Genomic DNA, 18,422 nt, shown 5'->3' with positions numbered 1-18,422 from the left:
ATCTGCTCACCAGAGATCATACGTATGAACTTACATGACGTTGCCTTTTGTTATTACAAAACTCCATGCAACACAAAGTTGGCTAAAAAGAGGATGGAAATGCCATACATGACCACAGGCACCTGTTTACCTTGACCTGCTGCCAGCTTCGCTAATGGATAGGCAATAAATCCAAACGCCATACCGTCCACGATGCTATATGTAAATGGAATCATGACCATGATCAGAAATGCCGGGAATGCCTCTGTGAAGTCACCAAAATCCATATCTTTCACACCTTGTACCATCAGGCCACCAATAATGATCAAAATGGGTGCAATTGCACTGTCCGGAATGTAACCGAGCAGTGGGATGAAGAAAAAAGTAGCCCCGAATAACACGGCTGTAACGAGCGGAGTCAAACCTGTGCGACCGCCTGCTGCAATTCCGGCTGTAGTCTCGGCTGCAGCAACTGGAGGGCTGCTTCCGAATACGCCTGCCAATACGGTACTAATGGATAGTGCGCGTAGACTTCCTTTGAACCGCTCTGGACGACCAATCATCTGTGTCTGAGCGGTAATTAATCCGATATTTTCGAACACCACAATTAGCAGTAGCAAAAATACCGCGATCCAGAATGCGACATCAGCCAGTTTCATCAAAGATAATTCGCCAAACAAGCCGCCGTATTGACGCAGCGCATCCATAGCTGATACGGACTCACCCGGGTTCACTGCACCAAGTACATAGGCAAGGCCTGTCCCGACCAGAATACTGATCAGAAGTCCACCCTGTACGTTACGTATAAATAAAATCAAGGCAAGCACCAGCGTAACGCAGGCTGTAATGACATTGGGATCATTGAAATGCCCAATCGCAACAAACGTGGTCTGATGTGCGATAACGATTCCACTTTTTTGCAAACCGATAAATGTCAGAAACAAACCAATCCCGACCGTAATGCCATGCTGCAGATTTTTCGGGATTGCTTCGCTGATCATTTTGTATAGTGACGTAAACGCAACAATGGCAAACAGTATACCTGTAACGGTTACAACAGCCAGCGCTTCTTGCCAGCTTAATTTCATGGAATGTACAAGTGTATACGTGAAAAATGCATTAATCCCCATTCCGGGTACCACGATAATCGGTGATTTTCCGCCAAATGCCATGAGCAAACATCCTGCAATGGACGTCAGCAGTGTTCCAACCATAGCTGCCTGCAAAGGCATCCCGGCATCGGAAAGAATTGTAGCATTGACCATAACGATATAGACCACGGCAAAATAGGAAATGGCTCCCGCCACAACTTCCTTCTTCCACTGGTCTCCTGGCTCCATGCCAAGACGTCTGGTCATCCATCCGTGTTTCATTTCGTTCTATTCCCCTCTCTGTAGCCGCAAATTCTTTATGTATGTATCATCATTTCGCGCAGCAGTGAATATCATACACGGTTTTGACTTTGAAGTACATGACGTAACTCTGACATTTATCTAGGAATACAGTTCGGCTATCATAGACGATTGACGTCCCATCCGCTCCTCTCTTGCGAAGTATGATCACACAAAAAAGCGCAGATGCCTTATCAGCATCCACGCTTCTTCAGTTGGAAACAAGTTACAGCTGCTTGTTCTCTGCAATTTCTAACAAATCCTTAATCGCAACACTGACCATAATCAGTCCGGCTACCGGAGGCACAAATGAGTTACTCGCAGGTGGCTGTTTAGCCTTGCGAATTTCCGGAGCATTCTCGGGAACGATTTTTTGTGTTACATCCTCACGCGGTTTCATCGGCTTTTCAGTTGAGAAGACCACTTTCACACCTTTTTTGATGCCGTCTTTACGAAGTGTCGTACGCACAACACGGGCAATCGGGTCCATGGTCGTTTTCGAAATATCTGCAACCTGGAATTTCGTCGGGTCCATTTTATTCGCCGCACCCATACTCGAAATCATCGGAATTTTACGTTTCAGGCACTCTTTAATGAGATGGATTTTGTAGATAATCGTGTCGGATGCATCCAGCACATAATCCAGATCATATTTGAACAATTCCTCATATGTTTCTTCCGTGTAAAACATATTCAGGGCAATTGCATCACATTCCGGATTGATCAGTTTCACACGTTCCACCATCAGATCCGCTTTTTTCTGCCCCACTGTCGTAGTCAGAGCATGAATCTGGCGGTTAATATTGGTGATGTCCACGACGTCCTTATCAATCAGGATGATACGCCCAACGCCGCTACGGGCAAGAGCTTCTACAGCAATACCACCTACGCCGCCAATACCGAGCACAGCGACTGTACTATTCTTCAACGTGTCCAGACCTTCAGGTCCGATCGCAAGTTCTGTTCTTGAAAATTGATGGAGCATTGAGAATCGATGCCTCCTTTATTTCTTTTCCGCTACCGGTTTACGGGCTACACGGATGTGAAGTTGTTCCAATTGAGAGTCATCCACTTCAGAAGGTGCATTCATGAGCAGATCCGTTGCACTTGCCGTTTTCGGGAAGGCAATCGTTTCACGCAGATTCGTGCGGCCTGCCAGCAACATCACGAGGCGGTCCAAACCAAAGGCAATACCACCATGCGGTGGAGTTCCATATTCGAATGCTTCCAGCAGGTAGCCGAATTTCTCATTCGCTACTTCTGTAGAGAGTCCAAGGGCAGCAAACATTTTCTCCTGAACATCACGTTTGTAGATACGCATTGAACCACCACCTACTTCATAACCATTGAGAACAAGGTCATAGGCTTGAGCGCGGATTGCACCCGGATCAGTGTCAAAGAGATGTACATCTTCGTCTTTTGGACGAGTGAACGGATGGTGTTCTGCCACATAACGTTTCGCATCTTCATCATATCCGAGGAGTGGGAAGTCCACAACCCAAGCAAATTTGAATTTGCTGTCATCAATCAGACCCAGTTGACGGCCGATTTTCAGACGCAAAGCGCCCAGAACGTCAGCAACCACTTTTTTCGTGTCTGCGGAGAAGAGCAACAAGTCGCCATCTTCAGCACCAGTGCGCTCTTTGACAGCTTCGATTTCTTCAGGCGTGAAGAACTTCACGATTGGTCCTTTGAACTCGCCGTCTTTCACTTGAATCCAAGCCAGACCTTTAGCACCGTAACGTGCAGCAAATGGTCCGAGATCATCGATCTCTTTACGACTCCATGTACCACAGCCTTTAGCGTTCAGCACTTTCACTTCTCCACCTTTTTCGATGACAGAAGCAAATACTTTCACACCACTGTTTGCTACGATATCGTTCATTTCAACCAGTTCCATACCAAAGCGCAGATCTGGTTTGTCTGAACCGTATTTACCCATTGCATCTGCATACGTAATCCGTTGGAAAGGCAGTTCCAGCTCAATTCCTTTGGTTTCACGCAGCAATTTGGCCATCAGTTCTTCCATCATTGGCAGCAGGTCATCCTGTTGCAAGAAAGAAGTCTCGATGTCGACTTGAGTGAATTCTGGTTGACGGTCTGCACGCAGATCCTCATCCCGGAAACAACGAGCGATCTGATAATAACGCTCAACGCCACCCACCATCAGCAACTGTTTGTAGATTTGTGGGGATTGTGGCAAGGCGAAGAATTCACCTTCATGCACACGGCTCGGTACGAGATAATCACGTGCACCTTCCGGGGAGCTCTTAGTCAGGATTGGTGTTTCCACTTCAACGAACTCTTCTCCATCCAGGTAGTCACGGAACACTTTGGATGCTTTGGAACGCAGTTTCAATGTTTCGAACATTTCCGGACGACGCAGGTCCAGGTAACGATATTTCAAACGAAGGGATTCATCAACTTCGACACCATCTTCAATGAAGAATGGAGGTGTTTTGGCTGCATTGAGCACTTCGATTTCTGTGATTTGAACTTCAATTTCGCCAGTAGGCAGGTTTTTGTTAACTGTTTCAGCATCACGTTTAACGACTTTACCCGTTACAGCGATAACATACTCGCTACGTACGCGATCTGCGATTTGCAGAGCTTCACCGGAATAAGCCGGGTTAAAGACAACTTGTACAATCCCGCTGCGATCACGCAGGTCGATGAAGAGTACGCCCCCCAAGTCACGGCGGGTCTGAACCCAACCGTTCAATGTTACTGTTTCACCGATGTGTGCGGGTGTTAATGCGCCGCAATGATGACTTCTTTTCATAACCAAACTCCTCATTATGTGAATTTCCGTTCTGTGTGGGCAGTTAGTACCTGCTCTTCAACAGTCCGGTTACGTGTAGACCATGTATTCGAAAAGGCATGTTACCTCTGGCTCGCCAACTTCCGCTTAATTGGAATCGTCGGTGAACCTCAGTACTTTTGCCGGATCAATTGTTTTACTCGAAAGTTTTGATCTTAATGTAACACTTCGTGCTTATTTACCTTCGCGAATTGTCGCTACCAGGTCATCAAGTTTCACGGTTTGTTGCTCACCCGTATCCATTGATTTGAGGGCGATCTCACCACGCTCCAGCTCGTCATCACCAAGGATGGCAGTGTAGCGGGATTTGAAACGGTCAGCTGATTTCATCTGTGCTTTCATCTTGCGACCCAGATAATCACGTTCCCCAGACAGTCCAGACTGACGAAGTTTGAACAACAGACGGTTCACTTCACGATCAGCTGCCTCTCCCAGAGCAACAAAGTACACATCCAGTGGAGCCAGCGTAGTGACCTCAATATTTTGGTGCTCCAGAATCAGTTGAATACGCTCCAGACCAATACCGAAGCCGATACCCGGCTGATCAGGTCCACCGATATCTCCAACGAGACCATTGTATCGACCACCGCCGCCAACGGTATCAATTGCTCCAATACCTTGGGCTTTTAATTCAAAAGCAGTCAGTGTGTAATAATCCAAGCCCCGTACCAGACGATTGTTCACAGCATAATCCACACCGAAATCATCCAGGTATGCCTGCAGCTTGGCAAAGTGATTCAAAGACTCTTCATCCAGGCTATCCAGTATGGACGGTGCCCCAACGAATTTGTCCTGATCGACTTTACAGTCGAGTACACGCAGCGGATTACGCTCCATGCGGGACTGGCAGTCCTTGCACAGGCTGTCTTTCATCGGTCTGAGGAACCCAAGTAACGTCTCGCGGTATTCTGCACGGCTGGTTGAGTTACCAACGGAGTTGATCTCCACTTTGACATCCTTCAAGCCGAGCTCGACGCACAACTGGTAACCTAGTGCGATTACTTCGGCATCAATCGCAGGGTCCAGCGCACCGATGGCTTCTACACCAAACTGGTGAAATTGACGCTGACGACCTGCCTGGGGACGCTCATACCGGAACATCGGACCGATGTAATAGAGCTTGCTCACATCCGGTTCACCGTAGATTTTATTCTCTACATACGCACGGACAACACCCGCTGTTCCCTCCGGACGAAGAGTCATGCTACGATTTCCTTTGTCATCAAAGGTATACATTTCTTTTTCAACGATATCGGTAGTCTCTCCTACACCGCGTACAAATAAAGAAGTCTGTTCGAAGATCGGTGTACGAATCTCACGGTAATTAAACCGTCGACACAGATCTCGTGCTTTTTCTTCTACGTACTGCCATTTCTCGACAACTCCAGGCAGTAAGTCCTGCGTTCCAGTCGGTTTTTGAAAAGCCATCTTGATCCCTCCAGCATTGATTTTTTTCTCTAAAAGTTAAAAAATTCTACACGTGATCACTGCGCGGGCAGAACAACCTTACAATCGCTGTTATCCCCAGATTTTTTGAATTAATTTTATAATGTGGAAATCTGGTGATAGCATATGCTTCCGATGCAGCTTTCTTTCAGAAAGCTTTTAGGCGAACGCTTCGCTTCTACAGCTTGGTTCTACAATCTCCGTTTTCGTGTATTTCTTTTAAATCAACTTATATAACAAAAAAATCCCTCGCCCTGTCGCTGTATATACAGCAAACAAAGGGACGAGAGATTGTGTAATATACATTCACCCGTGGTACCACCCACATTCCGGAAACCTGACACTTTAGCCGTTCAGGTGATCTCTGATGATTCAAGATTGCATACAGCACCCTGATCAAGCAGATATTCCGCTCTACGTGTAACGCACGTCCTGCGCAGGCCAGCTACTGGTCACCAGATCATCTCTGCTGTGTTCGCCGTCTGTTCTCGGGGAAGTCATTCGTCCGCTCATCAAGAGAATCCTTACAGCCTTGGGATTCCTCTCTGGTCATGTGGGCACGGAGTACTTGGTCCCGTCATCAAATCAGTAATATAGTTCAAAAATCGACTTGTATTGACTATAGTCAACGTATTATTTTCTGATTGTAATGAACCGCAGTGCTAAAGTCAAGGGTTAACACGAAAAGATAGCTCTAAAAAATTTTGCTCACAGGCTACACCGGATGGGGAAGTCACAGAAATCACGGATAATAGAAGCTGGATTCATCATATGAATTCCAACTTCTATTCGCTTCTAATTCCTCTATTGTTGCAGCATCCACTTCAACAGATCCGGCGCGCTCGCCCATAAACGGGAATGCATAATGACATATTCAATCGCTTCGTCGGAGTCGCCCATGCCGACAAAATCAGGGAGGTTATGCGGCAACCGCTTTAAACCCAACAGGTAATCAGGCACATGTTTGTTCACACCCCGGGCTACACGGTACAGCATTTTGAGCTGGGAGGTGATTCCGTTTTTCTTATACTCCAGAATGATCTTGTCATAGGCAAAGGCCGTTGCGGCGTCACCTCTTCCATACTCCTCCAGCAATTGCTCTGCCTGATCCAATTGGTTGCTGTACAAATACACAGCAGCGAGCAGGTAACGTGCTCCGGTATTGTCTTCCGTATTAAGCTCTAGCATATGCTCCAGGATCTGTGCTGCTTCTTTCGTATCTCCACCAAACCAGCAGGATTCGGCATAACTTTTGCATATCCGGATATAGGGACGAGTCTCATGAAGCCCCCAGAAGTCCCCTTTGTTCTCCTCAAAGAACAGTTCGCCCAGTTCACGTTTGCCAGCAGCGATTCCTTCCTTGAGGTAAGATCGTGCATCATTCTCATTGTCCGATTCCTCAGCTAGAATAAGATATGCATCAGAGCTGTCGGGATACATCTCCAGCGCTGTTTCCGCCAGATGTACTCTCCGTTTGGAAGAGCTCGCTTCCCTCGCCTTAGACAGCAGAGCCTGTGCTTTGTCTTTCGATGTGCCTGGACCGTTCAGCATCAATAGCTCGTCCGTTTCACCGCCCATGCCGTATTCTTCGATGTAACTATTCATCTCCTTAACCTTCCGGGAGATCGTGCCTGTTGTTACCTCATATTTATCAGCCAGCTCAGCCTTTGAGACATGGAAGCCGTATTCCTCGGACAGCAAATACTCAATTGCAGCAGAGAACGAGCCTGTCTTCTTCACAGTAGGGCGGGTCTGACGGGAGTAGCCGTTCCATAACACCAGAGCTTCCAAAATTACCTCGGGCTCGTATTGGCTCCTCATGTTCTCAATAGTCTGCAGGGCCAGCTGTTCGTGAGCCGGGTGCTCCCATTTCAAATCGCTTGCCACCATCTTTTTCAGCTTGGTCAAGGTCAGTTTGCTCTCAGGCTGCATGGAGGCTTCCCGAACCGGTTGCTCCGTTGATATTATCCCCAGTATGGATTCTACTGCAGAGGACTCCTTGTTCAGACAACATTTCTTATATTTTTTCCCACTACCGCATGGGCATAAATCATTTCTTCCAACCTTACTCAAAACTAATTCCCCCTTAAATCTGTCTCTAGCCATTCGCATGAGAACTCTGTTGCTTTAGCATTGTAGGTGTCAATTCTCAAACGAGGCATTCTATATAACTTTCAAATTCCATCAATCAAGCAGAAACGGTTGCCCCGTACTTATATAAAAAAGGTGGGGCCGTTTCAGCGAGTATATGTTCATCTGGAATATGACGGATCACTCTGGCGATGAGTTCCTCATACTCTCTGTCATAGGATTGGATTCGTCTGAACCCAATCGCTGGAGCTAGATTTACCGTCCAATGTAGCCCAACTATGAAAACAATTCGCTGTAGAATATATAAACCCATCTCTCTATTCTAGCAAAAATTGAATAAAGGGGTAAGCTCTGCCCAAAACATACATATTCTCAGCTCAAAAAAAATAGCCTGCACACGGTGTGCAGGCTCAAAGGATATATAAAAAAAGGGGGTCATGTGTGTTATTATAAGCCCACTATGTTAAAGGCTTATGTATCTAATATTACAGTAATATTACAAAAATGATAGCGCTTTATAAATTAGCTTTTTAATATCCTCCTGATTAAAAAGCCCTTGCACATCACTCGACTGTGTGGTCGAGCAGTGCAAGGGCCAAGAAGTATCTACACGTTAATTCAAATCTTCCACATAGGCATGGTTGGAACGAAGCTTATGAACAATCTCGTCATAATCTTCATCTCTTACTTTGGCAGACAGAACATAATGCAGATCATCATAATCGGCCGAAGACACATCTGCAGCATTCAGCAGGTCTCCATCCTCATTCACTCTGTCACGAGTATCCCGTTCTGCATCACGGTCCACATTGGCTACTACAGGGATCACATTTTCGCTAGCTGGAACACCAGGGGCTGCACCTACACCCATTGCTCCGTTGGTGCCTACGCCACCTGCTGTATTATAAGGCACCAGTGGCACCATAACACGCGTGTCTCTACCTACCGCACTGTCCAGTTGACCTACTTCCAAATGCTCTGTACGGAACGTCTGAAGTGAAGTTCTTGCTCCCTCTGCCTCGTCCTCGGTTCGAAAATACGCCTGAATATGTTTTGTCATGTCAAACCCTCCTTTTTCGGAATGAAATGCAACGTGAAGTTTCGTAACCCCACGATGTAACGTAGTTAAGACACATCAATATATGTCAGTTGCACTAACTGAAGTTATATAACTTTTAGCAGTTCACGTACAAACGCTGGCTCATCTTCAGGTGTTCGGGATGTAATATAGTTTCCATCCACAACGGCCTCATGATCCTTGAACTCTGCTCCTGCGTTTACCATATCATCCTTAAGTGGTGGATAGGATGTAATGGTACGGCCTTTCAACAGACCGGCACTAGCCAAAATTTGCGGACCATGACAGATCGCAGCAATTGGTTTCTTCGCACTGTTGATCTCAGTGACAAACTTCAAAATGTGCGCATCACTTCGCAAATTCTCAGGGGATGATCCACCAGGAATCACGACTGCATCATAATCTGAAGCGGATGCATCACCAATCGCCTTATCTGTGGTATAGGAGGCCTTTCCTCCTTTACCTTTAAGGGTCTCACCGGCTTTTAATCCGATAATCTCCACTTCATGTCCAGCTTTTTTTACTTCGTCATACGGGACCTGCATCTCCGAATCTTCAAAGTCATTCGCCAATAAAAAAGCAACTTTACTCATAACGTATGTTCTCCTTTCCGTGTTCGAACTTTCTTTATAAAATCGGGTCTTGCAGTACATTGGCACTTCGTTGTGCCTCGTTTTGTTATTACCCTCACCAGAGCAATTTATAACAATTCAATGTAATTTCATTTTGTAACGAAGTCTTCAAACGAATAGTTAAAAAGATCAACTCACGACAAAAAGTCCTGATTCGGGAAGGAATCAGGACTTTTTCAAAATCTGTATAATCCAAATATCGTATGTTTATATCCCTGTGTAGACATTCAAGATCGCGGAAGATGACTCTGCTTCCCTTTGTCCGAATCCTGAAGTGCCCAGATCGTTGCAACATACTCAGCAGCCGAACGGGCAAGGTGCAATGATTCATACAGGTTGCCAGGGAGTAACAAAGGTTCTGAACGGGTACGTGTTTCTTTCGCAGATTGGCGCATAATTGGATGGATACTCCTTTGATCATGAAATGGTCATCAACGAATTATCCCTTATTATGGCCTGAACCCCATGGAATTATGCACGTGGTTCCTGACGAACCGGACTTTCAAGCATCAAAGTCACGGGTCCCCAGTTGGTAAATGTTACATCCATCATCGCTCCGAAACGCCCGGTTTCAACCTGGATACCTTTATCCCGTAGCAGTTGATTAAACGTTTCATATAACAGTTCTGCCGCTTCAGGTCGGGCCGCAGCCGCAAAGCTCGGACGCTTTCCTTTGCGACAATCTCCGTACAGGGTGAACTGGGAAACAGACAATACAGCACCGCCTACATCAAGCAGACTGAGATTCATCTTCTCCTGATCATCCTCAAATATCCGCAACCCACTAACTTTGTCAGCCAGATACTGGGCATCCTTCTCGGTGTCCTCATGGGTAATGCCCACGAGTAGCATTAATCCGGATTCGATCTTACCTGTCAGCTCGTCTCCCACAGTCACCTGAGCCTCTTTACAACGTTGTACAAGCACCCTCATCTTACAGGCTCCTTACTGCATAATCCGATGCACCGAATAGACATCTTTCACACGTTTGATCCGTTCTACAACGGATTGCAGATGATCCGTATTACGAATCAGAATTGTGACGTGCACCAATGCTAATTTATTTTTATCTGTCCGTCCTGTAACGGCAGATATATTGGTTTTACTTTCAGATACAGCCTGAAGTACCTCGTTGAGCAAGCCATTCCGATCATGGCCTGTAATCTCAATATCCACACTGTAACTTGCTTCGATATTCTCTTCCCACTCGACCTCAATAACACGTGCTGCTTCTTCACCGTCTGCACTTGTCGGGATATTCGGACAGTCACTACGGTGTACGGAAACGCCGCGTCCACGTGTAACATATCCGATAATGTCATCCCCAGGTACAGGATTACAGCATCGTGCGAATCGAACAAGCAGATTATCGATGCCTTTAACACGAATACCGTTGGTTGGACGATTTCTGCGCTCAGGCGCAGGTTTCAGCTCGCGCATCTCGGAATTTAATTCCAGCAAACTGGACTCTTCCTGCTCTTTACGCAGTTTTTCGGTTGCTTTGGTTACAATCTGTGCAGCAGTAATCCCACCGAATCCAACAGCCGCAAGCATGTCATCAATATCGTTAAATGCATATTTTTTGGCAGCTTCCATCAACTTGTCATCCGTCATCCACATAGAAGGATCAAGCCCCATGCGTTTCAGTTCACGCTCACAGCTCTCCCGACCTTTTTCAACGTTTTCTTCACGGCGTTCCTTCTTGAACCATTGCTTGATCTTCGCTCGTGCATGAGAAGATTTCGCAATTTTCATCCAGTCCTGGCTCGGCCCGTAAGAATGTTTGGACGTCAAAATTTCGATGATATCACCTGTCTTCAGATGATAATCGAGCGGAACAATCCGACCGTTCACTTTGGCACCAATGGTCCGATTACCAACCTCCGTATGGATTCGGTAAGCAAAATCCAAAGGAACAGAGCCGATTGGCAATTCGATGACTTCTCCTTTTGGCGTAAATACAAATACCAGATCCGAGAAGAAATCCATTTTGAGTGACTCTACGAATTCTGATGCATCCTGTGCTTCGTTTTGAAGTTCAAGAATTTCACGGAAGAACGTAATCTTGTCTTCAAAATGATTTCCGTTCGCAGCGCCTTCTTTGTAGGCCCAGTGGGCAGCAATACCAAATTCAGCAGTCCGGTGCATATCCCATGTCCGGATCTGTACTTCCGTTGGTTCGCCATTGGGGCCAACTACCGTTGTATGCAGCGATTGATACATATTCGCCTTTGGCATCGCAATGTAGTCTTTGAAGCGTCCAGGCATCGGTTTCCATAGCGTGTGTATAATTCCCAAGGTAGCATAACAATCCTTGATATTATCCACAATAATACGAATGGCAAGCAGATCATAAATTTCGTTAAACTGCTTGTTTTTGGTGGTCATTTTCTTGAACACGCTGTAGATATGTTTCGGGCGGCCCGAAAGGTCTGCCTGAATTCCCATCTCATCGAGCTTGTTCGTAATTCCATCCATAACCGTATCAATATATTGCTCCCGTTCCGCACGTTTTTTGTGCATTAGGTTAGCAATTCGGTAATACTGCTGCGGATTCAAATAACGGAGGGCGATGTCCTCCATTTCCCATTTGATTGCAGAGATACCCAAACGGTTTGCAATCGGACAGAAAATTTCCAGCGTCTCATATGAAATCCGGCGCTGGCTTTCTTCCGACTGAAACTTGAGTGTCCGCATATTATGCAGACGGTCAGCCAATTTAATCACGATGACACGGATGTCCTGCGCCATGGCGATGAACATTTTGCGGTAGTTCTCGTTCTGCTGTTCTTCCTTGGAGCGAAACTGAATACGTTCCAGCTTCGTCAAGCCGTCAACAAGCATGGCACACGTATTGCCGAAATGATTGCGGATCTCTTCAAGTGAGACCGTAGTATCCTCTACTACATCATGAAGAAGCGCTGCTATTATGGAGATGGTGTCCATCTGCATGTTCACAACAATGTCGGCAACCGCAAGCGGATGCAGAATATACGGTTCTCCCGATTTTCGCGTCTGTCCATGGTGGGCCTGATCAGCAAATTCGTAAGCTTCTCGTATGCGCACCAGATCGGGTTCTTTGATATATGCCCCGGCCTTCTCGAGTAATTGCTCTATGCCCATTCTGATCTGTTCCGTGTCCTTTCTATACCAAATGGAACCCGTGACAGTGCTGCAACACAGGTTCCCCGTAAAAGTAATTTCCTATAATTATGACGCTTCGCCCGTTTCCCGTCAACTGCTGACAAATAAGAGCGCTTATCCAATTTTTATATTGGTGATCTGAATTACTTCTATCTCGTTTCCCTATGACTCACAGGGGATTGGATGTATTTCTTATTTCTTATGTATTATTGCCGTTATTTGCTGAAATAGAAGGAAAATTCATGAAAATATAAATTCCATCGCTTTGCTACGTCAAAAATGTTATTGATTAATTAAGAGAAACTCTGTAATCTATTGAAAGTTTGTGTTTCGGAAAAGGAGATGAAATTCATTGCAACGCGAAATTCAGGTTAATCAAAAGATGCCACTTGGCTCAGGTTCACTGCTTAGCCTTCAGCATTTGTTCGCCATGTTTGGTAGCACAGTACTTGTACCAAACCTGTTCGGTGTTGATCCAAGTATGATCCTGCTGATGAACGGAATTGGAACATTGTTGTACATACTGATGTGTAAAGGAAAGATTCCAGCATATCTCGGATCAAGCTTTGCCTTTATTGCACCTGTCACAATGGTATTAAAACAACATCCTGAGAATGGCTACTCCATGGCACTTGGAGCTTTTATCATAACAGGACTTGTTTTCTGTTTCGTGGCCCTCATTATTAAATTTGCGGGTACCGGATGGATTAACGTAGTCTTCCCACCAGCGGTTATGGGCGCCATCGTTGCTCTGATCGGTCTGGAGCTTGTACCCGTGGCTGCCGGTATGGCAGGTCTGATTAACTCTGATCCTGTTGCCAACCCGAACTGGGTGCCGCAGGCCAAACCCATTATTTTATCCATGGCCACGCTTGGTATCACTGTCATTGGGGCCGTAACGTTCCGTGGATTCCCCAAAATCATTCATATTCTAATCGGTATTGTAGTCGGTTATATCCTCGGCTATTCTATGGGTCTGGTTGATAAACAGGCTATTGGAAATGCTGATTTCATCTCACTACCAACCGTAACAACGCCTACATTTGACTGGTCCGTTATTTTCACCATTTTACCTGTAGCGCTTGTGGTTATCGTTGAACATATTGGACATTTGCTTGTAACGAGCAGCATTGTAGGCAAAGATCTTTCGAAAGACCCTGGGCTTCATCGTTCCCTGCTTGGTAATGGGGTCTCCACCATTCTGTCCGGGTTTGTAGGATCTACTCCCAATACAACCTATGGTGAGAACATCGGTGTAATGGCCCTGACTCGCGTATACTCCACATATGTCATTGGTGGCGCAGCAGTCATTGCAATCGTACTCTCCTTCTCAGGAACATTCTCGGCGCTTGTAGCCAATATTCCTGTGCCAGTTATGGGTGGCGTATCCCTGCTTCTGTTCGGGGTTATTGCAGCATCTGGTCTGCGTATTTTGGTTGAACAGAAAGTCGATTTTGCCAAACCGACCAATCTGCTGCTTACTACACTTGTATTGGTCATTGGACTGAGTGGTACAGAAGTTACCTTCTATGGCGTTCATCTGAAAGGGATGGCATTGGCAACCATCGTCGGAATCCTGATGAGCTTGTTGTTCAAACTGTTTGAAGTGCTGGGTTGGTTGAATGACGATTCACGTAAACAGCCTATCACTGAAAAAACGCCCGATTAACTTCCATCATATACACATCAAAAAGCCTGTTCTCCCTAACCTTACGGTTGGAAGAACAGGCTTTTTGATAATCATTAATGCTGTATATTATTTCCCGGGAAACGGAAAAAACAATTCATGTTTCATCACAGCGGTACATGTGGAGATTTCAGCTTAATAATTCATCAATGTGAATACATCGATTTCTGGCAATTTGGCACGACCATTTAGATCAGACAGCTCAATCAGGAAGGCAGCTCCGACAACTTTCCCACCCAATTGTTCAATCAAGTTGATGGAAGTTGCAATCGTTCCACCCGTTGCGAGCAGATCATCTGCGATCAGGACATTTTGACCTTTTTCAATCGCATCTGTGTGCATCGCGAGTGTATCCTTGCCATACTCGAGATCATAACCAACTTCAATCGTCTCTCCAGGCAGTTTTCCACTTTTGCGAATCGGAGCAAAACCGACACCAAGAGCGTATGCCAGAGGGGCGCCCACAACGAAACCACGTGCTTCAGGTCCAGCAATAACGTCAATTTTGAGATCAGAAACCATCACTTTCAGTTCATTGATCGCATTGCGGTACATTTCTCCATCCTTCAACAATGTTGTAATGTCCTTAAAGCTGATTCCCGGTTGTGGAAAGTCAGGAATGACACGAATATAATCTTTAAAATCCAAAATAATCTCCTCCTAAAATAAATACACAAACTTCCATCTAAGATACGCCCTTCATCCGGGATATCATCCATTGTGTCAGTTGCGGTGTGGCTGCATCCAGCATCACCTGTTCTATCTCGGCCATGTTTTCGAGCGCCTGATAGTGACGTGAAGCGGTTAGTTCACGCTTAGGCGGGTTATCCACAAACGCAATTTTGCCGTTATCACGTGTAATGAAGGATAACTCTTCGAATACATCCAACATCATCGTAATCATGCGCGGCGAACAACCACACTGACGACTGAGCACAGGAGTAATCTCTTGTTCCTCCACGGGTTCAGCTTTCCATTTCAACACCTGCATATAAATACGCTTAAAGAGTTCTCTGGAAGGCATCTGAAGGCGATCTCGGCGGTTGCCTGATCCGTGCAGAAGGATGATATTCTCAGCTCCACTGAACAAAGCCAGCATGGCATTAAGTTGTTCCGGGGTTTCCGGCGTATCAAACACAAATAACGTCCGGACTTGTTCCTGTCCATAATGCTGTGCAGCAGCATTACACGGAAATAACCCGACCTTTCTATCATATACCCAAAGGCAAGGTTCATACAATGAATTTCCCTCGGAAACATCTGTTTCTTTCCGAACAATAGCACCAACAGAACCAGATTTATATCGCAGATGCACCTCAAGTGAGCTCAAGAAATGTTTCATCGCATTTAATGGCTCGGCATTACCGCGCAAATCAAACACTTGGACCTGAGGAACATGAATGTCCTGAAGCATCAATTGAGGTTTTCTCATCCCATTCCATTCATTGATGGACAGTTCTCCCATCACATCAATAACGGAACCTGGGAGAAGAAACTCTGCTAACGCTCCCTTGCCAAAAGCGACAGTTTCCAGTTGCTGACCATCCTGTTCCAGAACCAGTTTCAGATGGCGTTTCTCTCGTCCCATCGTTCTGGTTTCCTTCACAGTCACACTTCTCAATACAAACCGTGGCGAAGGATTGCTCATTCCAAAAGGCTGCAATCTGTCGATCTCCTGGATCACTTTCAGCGGAACATCACTGATTCTGCATTCATCATCCGCAAGACGTTGAGGTACAAAGTCCTCTTCAGTTAATACAGATGCAGCAAACTCATTCAAACCAGCCTCAAGTTCTTCCAACTGTTCCCGATGCAAGGTCATCCCTGCTGCAGCAGGGTGTCCCCCGTAATGGTCCATAGTGTGTTTATTGACTGTGAGTGCCTGATAGATATCCAAGCCCTCAATGGAGCGCGCAGAGCCCTTGCAGACACCGCTCTCTGGATCGATCCCAAGGATAAGTGTAGGTCGGTAATAACGCTCCAGCAATTTGGAAGCCACAATACCAACCACTCCAACGTTCCAGCCCTCACCAGCCAATACGATTACATCTGGAACGGATCCTGAACGAAGCTGTATCTTTTGTTCCAACTGTGCAGTTGCTTCTTGTAATATGCCCTCTACGACTTGCTGCCGCTCCCGATTCAATAGATCAAGCTGGCCCGCAAGCGTATGAGCTTCATCCAGATTCTCGGTGGTGAGAAGCGATACCGCTCTCCCGGCATGATCCAAACGTCCACTGGCATTAATACGAGGGGCCATGGCAAAGGCAATATTAATTGAAGTCACCTGACTCTGATCCACCCCACTGATTTCCAGCAATGCACTTACACCGGGAAGACGTGAACCACGCATCGATTCTATTCCATAACTAACGATAACCCGGTTCTCCCCTTCCAAAGGCATCAGATCGGCAACGGTGCCGATGGCGGCAATCTCCATCCATTCACCGGGCACTTCCCCGATTAATGCCTGAGCGAGCTTCAAGGCTACTCCCGCTCCTGCCAAACCTTTAAAAGGATACGGGCATCCTGGAAGTTTCGGATTAATAAGTGTAAAGGCTGCGGGCAAAATTTCAGGCGGCTCGTGGTGATCTGTCACAATGACTTCGATGCCCAGCGTGGCCGCATAGGCAATCTGTTCAACAGCACTGATTCCGGTGTCCACGGTAATAATCAATGAAACGCCTTGTTGATGGGCCCAATCCAATGCATGGTTGTGCAATCCATACCCTTCATTCGAGCGATGAGGGATATATATATCGTACGAAGCCCCAAGATGACGCATCAAATGGATCATGAGCGATGTGCTGGATACGCCATCAGCGTCATAATCCCCGTAGATCAAAATATGTTCTTCCCGCTCCAATGCCAGCTTGATACGTGGCACAGCCTCATTCATGCCGAGGAGCAGATAGGGATCATGCATCTGATTCAGGTCAGGATGCAAAAAACGTTCGGCCTCCTTCTCATTGTGCACTCCTCGACTCACAAGCAAACGTCCAACAAGGGGTGAAACGGAAAGCGCCTGCGAGAGTCCCGCAGCCGCCTCCAAATCGATATTCGGTGTATTCCACCGGTATTGCGAATAAAGCAATGATAACGCTCCTTTCCTGATCTACTGGACCCGCGCTTCACTACTGAATTAATGTCGCTTCGTGATCGGGCAGTTCATGATTGGATTTATAGGGATAACCTGGATCATAAGGTATCGCTTGAATCTGTACTTCTTTCACATGACTGAAACGGGTGAGCAGTAGAGTCTTGGCCCGATTAGCAATCTCCTGTGCTTCCAGTATTGAGATTCTCGGGTTCACACTAATGACCAGCTCAATCGTAACGTCGTGTTCCTGTTCACGTGCAACCAAATGCTCAATGGTAATGATGCCATATACCCGCTGTACGGTCTCTTTGAAATCTGACGCTTCTTCCTGCTCCAGTTCCTGAACGAGTGAACCATATACCGTGTCCACAATCATTCGGTAACCCTTGTGAAGCACAAAACAGGATGCAATCAACGCAGCCGTGGGGTCCAGGTAGAGTAGCATGCTCAAACCCGTCTCTTCACCAGCCATCGATCCTATAATGCCGATTAACACGGTGAGCGAGCAATAGAGTGCACGGCGATGTTGCTGTGCATAGGCCAGCGCCTGAGACTGGTTTCGTTTACGGAAATATCTGTACTGAAATTGAAAAATCGCTTCTTTCACAGCCAGAGCCGCAACAGCCACCAAAAGTACCGACTTGCCGGGTGCTTCCGGTTCACTTCCGGAGAGACTGCCCAATGCGGAGATGGCAAGCTGTAATCCACCCATGAGAATCAGCACAGATAACAATACTGAGATTCCGGGTCTAGCAACACGTGAATGTTCTTTAAACCGTCCCCTGCGAGCCTTGCTCTTATCGCGTACAGACTTGGAGGGAAAGAGACCAGCCAGGGCAGAACCAGCTTCAGAAGCAGAATACAAGCCGTCAGCGAGCAATGATTTGCTGTTTGCCATATAACCGACTCCCGCTTTGATCACCGCAAGTCCCATATTACCGGCAATACCGCTCCATGTGGCAGCCTGAACAGATGGGATATGTTCTCTGGTCATGAATATTCCCCCTTAATTCTGTACATAAAGTTGCAAAACCGCGCCTGGCAGACGCGGCT

The 18,422-nt window shown here is 46.4% G+C and carries 14 protein-coding genes; 1 reads left to right on the top strand and 13 read right to left on the bottom strand.

Features of this window, described 5'->3' with window-relative positions:
• Positions 1-53 precede the first annotated feature (53 nt).
• The 10 genes from MHI01_RS25520 to MHI01_RS25475 form a co-directional block, all read right to left on the bottom strand.
• Positions 54-1,352 carry an NCS2 family permease gene (locus MHI01_RS25520; RefSeq protein ID WP_036616916.1) on the bottom strand — a complete coding sequence of 433 codons (1,299 nt, stop codon included), beginning with the start codon at positions 1,350-1,352 and terminating at the stop codon, positions 54-56.
• A gap of 244 nt (positions 1,353-1,596) precedes the next feature.
• Positions 1,597-2,355 (bottom strand): tRNA threonylcarbamoyladenosine dehydratase, encoded by a 759-nt coding sequence (locus tag MHI01_RS25515; protein ID WP_282320412.1) that lies wholly within the window; start codon positions 2,353-2,355, stop codon positions 1,597-1,599.
• 18 nt (positions 2,356-2,373) lie between these two features.
• Positions 2,374-4,152, bottom strand: a complete 1,779-nt coding sequence (aspS, locus tag MHI01_RS25510; protein WP_036616911.1) for an aspartate--tRNA ligase — start codon at positions 4,150-4,152, stop codon at positions 2,374-2,376.
• 213 nt (positions 4,153-4,365) lie between these two features.
• Positions 4,366-5,619, bottom strand: a complete 1,254-nt coding sequence (gene hisS / locus MHI01_RS25505; protein ID WP_036674544.1) for a histidine--tRNA ligase — start codon at positions 5,617-5,619, stop codon at positions 4,366-4,368.
• Positions 5,620-6,441: 822 nt separating this feature from the next.
• The gene (locus tag MHI01_RS25500; RefSeq protein WP_339284032.1) at positions 6,442-7,710 is read right to left on the bottom strand and encodes an SEC-C metal-binding domain-containing protein; all 1,269 of its coding nucleotides are present in this window, start codon (positions 7,708-7,710) and stop codon (positions 6,442-6,444) included.
• Positions 7,711-8,341: 631 nt separating this feature from the next.
• The gene (locus tag MHI01_RS25495; protein WP_036616903.1) at positions 8,342-8,788 is read right to left on the bottom strand and encodes a hypothetical protein; all 447 of its coding nucleotides are present in this window, start codon (positions 8,786-8,788) and stop codon (positions 8,342-8,344) included.
• A 104-nt stretch (positions 8,789-8,892) separates the two neighbouring features.
• A complete protein-coding gene (locus MHI01_RS25490) occupies positions 8,893-9,399 on the bottom strand; it encodes a type 1 glutamine amidotransferase domain-containing protein (protein WP_036616900.1) in 507 nt (168 codons plus the stop codon).
• A gap of 266 nt (positions 9,400-9,665) precedes the next feature.
• Complete coding sequence (locus MHI01_RS25485; protein ID WP_017686784.1) at positions 9,666-9,833, bottom strand: hypothetical protein; 168 nt, start codon at positions 9,831-9,833, stop codon at positions 9,666-9,668.
• Positions 9,834-9,909: 76 nt separating this feature from the next.
• Positions 9,910-10,371 carry a D-aminoacyl-tRNA deacylase gene (gene dtd, locus MHI01_RS25480; RefSeq protein ID WP_127551050.1) on the bottom strand — a complete coding sequence of 154 codons (462 nt, stop codon included), beginning with the start codon at positions 10,369-10,371 and terminating at the stop codon, positions 9,910-9,912.
• A 12-nt stretch (positions 10,372-10,383) separates the two neighbouring features.
• Positions 10,384-12,561 carry a RelA/SpoT family protein gene (locus MHI01_RS25475; RefSeq protein WP_211082497.1) on the bottom strand — a complete coding sequence of 726 codons (2,178 nt, stop codon included), beginning with the start codon at positions 12,559-12,561 and terminating at the stop codon, positions 10,384-10,386.
• A 373-nt stretch (positions 12,562-12,934) separates the two neighbouring features.
• Between MHI01_RS25475 and uraA the strand changes: the two genes are divergently transcribed.
• Positions 12,935-14,251 (top strand): uracil permease, encoded by a 1,317-nt coding sequence (uraA, locus tag MHI01_RS25470; RefSeq protein WP_076320347.1) that lies wholly within the window; start codon positions 12,935-12,937, stop codon positions 14,249-14,251.
• Positions 14,252-14,404: 153 nt separating this feature from the next.
• Here the strand turns inward: uraA and MHI01_RS25465 are convergent, their stop codons facing one another.
• Genes MHI01_RS25465 through MHI01_RS25455 form a run of 3 tightly spaced genes read right to left on the bottom strand, consistent with a single transcriptional unit; the run spans position 14,405 to position 18,363 of the window.
• A complete protein-coding gene (locus tag MHI01_RS25465; RefSeq protein WP_017686780.1) occupies positions 14,405-14,917 on the bottom strand; it encodes an adenine phosphoribosyltransferase in 513 nt (170 codons plus the stop codon).
• 37 nt (positions 14,918-14,954) lie between these two features.
• On the bottom strand, positions 14,955-17,363 hold the full coding sequence (recJ, locus tag MHI01_RS25460) for a single-stranded-DNA-specific exonuclease RecJ (protein ID WP_127551048.1): 2,409 nt from the start codon (positions 17,361-17,363) through the stop codon (positions 14,955-14,957).
• Positions 17,364-17,403: 40 nt separating this feature from the next.
• Positions 17,404-18,363 (bottom strand): cation diffusion facilitator family transporter, encoded by a 960-nt coding sequence (locus MHI01_RS25455; RefSeq protein ID WP_340984372.1) that lies wholly within the window; start codon positions 18,361-18,363, stop codon positions 17,404-17,406.
• Positions 18,364-18,422 lie beyond the last annotated feature (59 nt).

Origin of the sequence: Paenibacillus sp. FSL M7-0656 (genome assembly GCF_038003225.1) — a bacterium.
GTDB lineage: Bacteria > Bacillota > Bacilli > Paenibacillales > Paenibacillaceae > Paenibacillus > Paenibacillus amylolyticus.
Note: the sequence above shows the minus strand (reverse complement) of the source record. Positions and strands in the feature narration are given on the sequence as shown.

What these genes read in the sequence shown, in the direction of transcription:
- hisS (WP_036674544.1), bottom strand. Translation starts at nt 5,619, where the DNA reads ATGGCTTTTCAAAAACCGACTGGAACGCAGGACTTACTGCCTGGAGTT.
- MHI01_RS25515 (WP_282320412.1), bottom strand. Translation starts at nt 2,355, where the DNA reads ATGCTCCATCAATTTTCAAGAACAGAACTTGCGATCGGACCTGAAGGT.
- MHI01_RS25455 (WP_340984372.1), bottom strand. Translation starts at nt 18,363, where the DNA reads ATGACCAGAGAACATATCCCATCTGTTCAGGCTGCCACATGGAGCGGT.
- MHI01_RS25485 (WP_017686784.1), bottom strand. Translation starts at nt 9,833, where the DNA reads ATGCGCCAATCTGCGAAAGAAACACGTACCCGTTCAGAACCTTTGTTA.
- MHI01_RS25520 (WP_036616916.1), bottom strand. Translation starts at nt 1,352, where the DNA reads ATGAAACACGGATGGATGACCAGACGTCTTGGCATGGAGCCAGGAGAC.
- MHI01_RS25475 (WP_211082497.1), bottom strand. Translation starts at nt 12,561, where the DNA reads ATGGGCATAGAGCAATTACTCGAGAAGGCCGGGGCATATATCAAAGAA.
- MHI01_RS25495 (WP_036616903.1), bottom strand. Translation starts at nt 8,788, where the DNA reads ATGACAAAACATATTCAGGCGTATTTTCGAACCGAGGACGAGGCAGAG.
- MHI01_RS25490 (WP_036616900.1), bottom strand. Translation starts at nt 9,399, where the DNA reads ATGAGTAAAGTTGCTTTTTTATTGGCGAATGACTTTGAAGATTCGGAG.
- dtd (WP_127551050.1), bottom strand. Translation starts at nt 10,371, where the DNA reads ATGAGGGTGCTTGTACAACGTTGTAAAGAGGCTCAGGTGACTGTGGGA.
- aspS (WP_036616911.1), bottom strand. Translation starts at nt 4,152, where the DNA reads ATGAAAAGAAGTCATCATTGCGGCGCATTAACACCCGCACACATCGGT.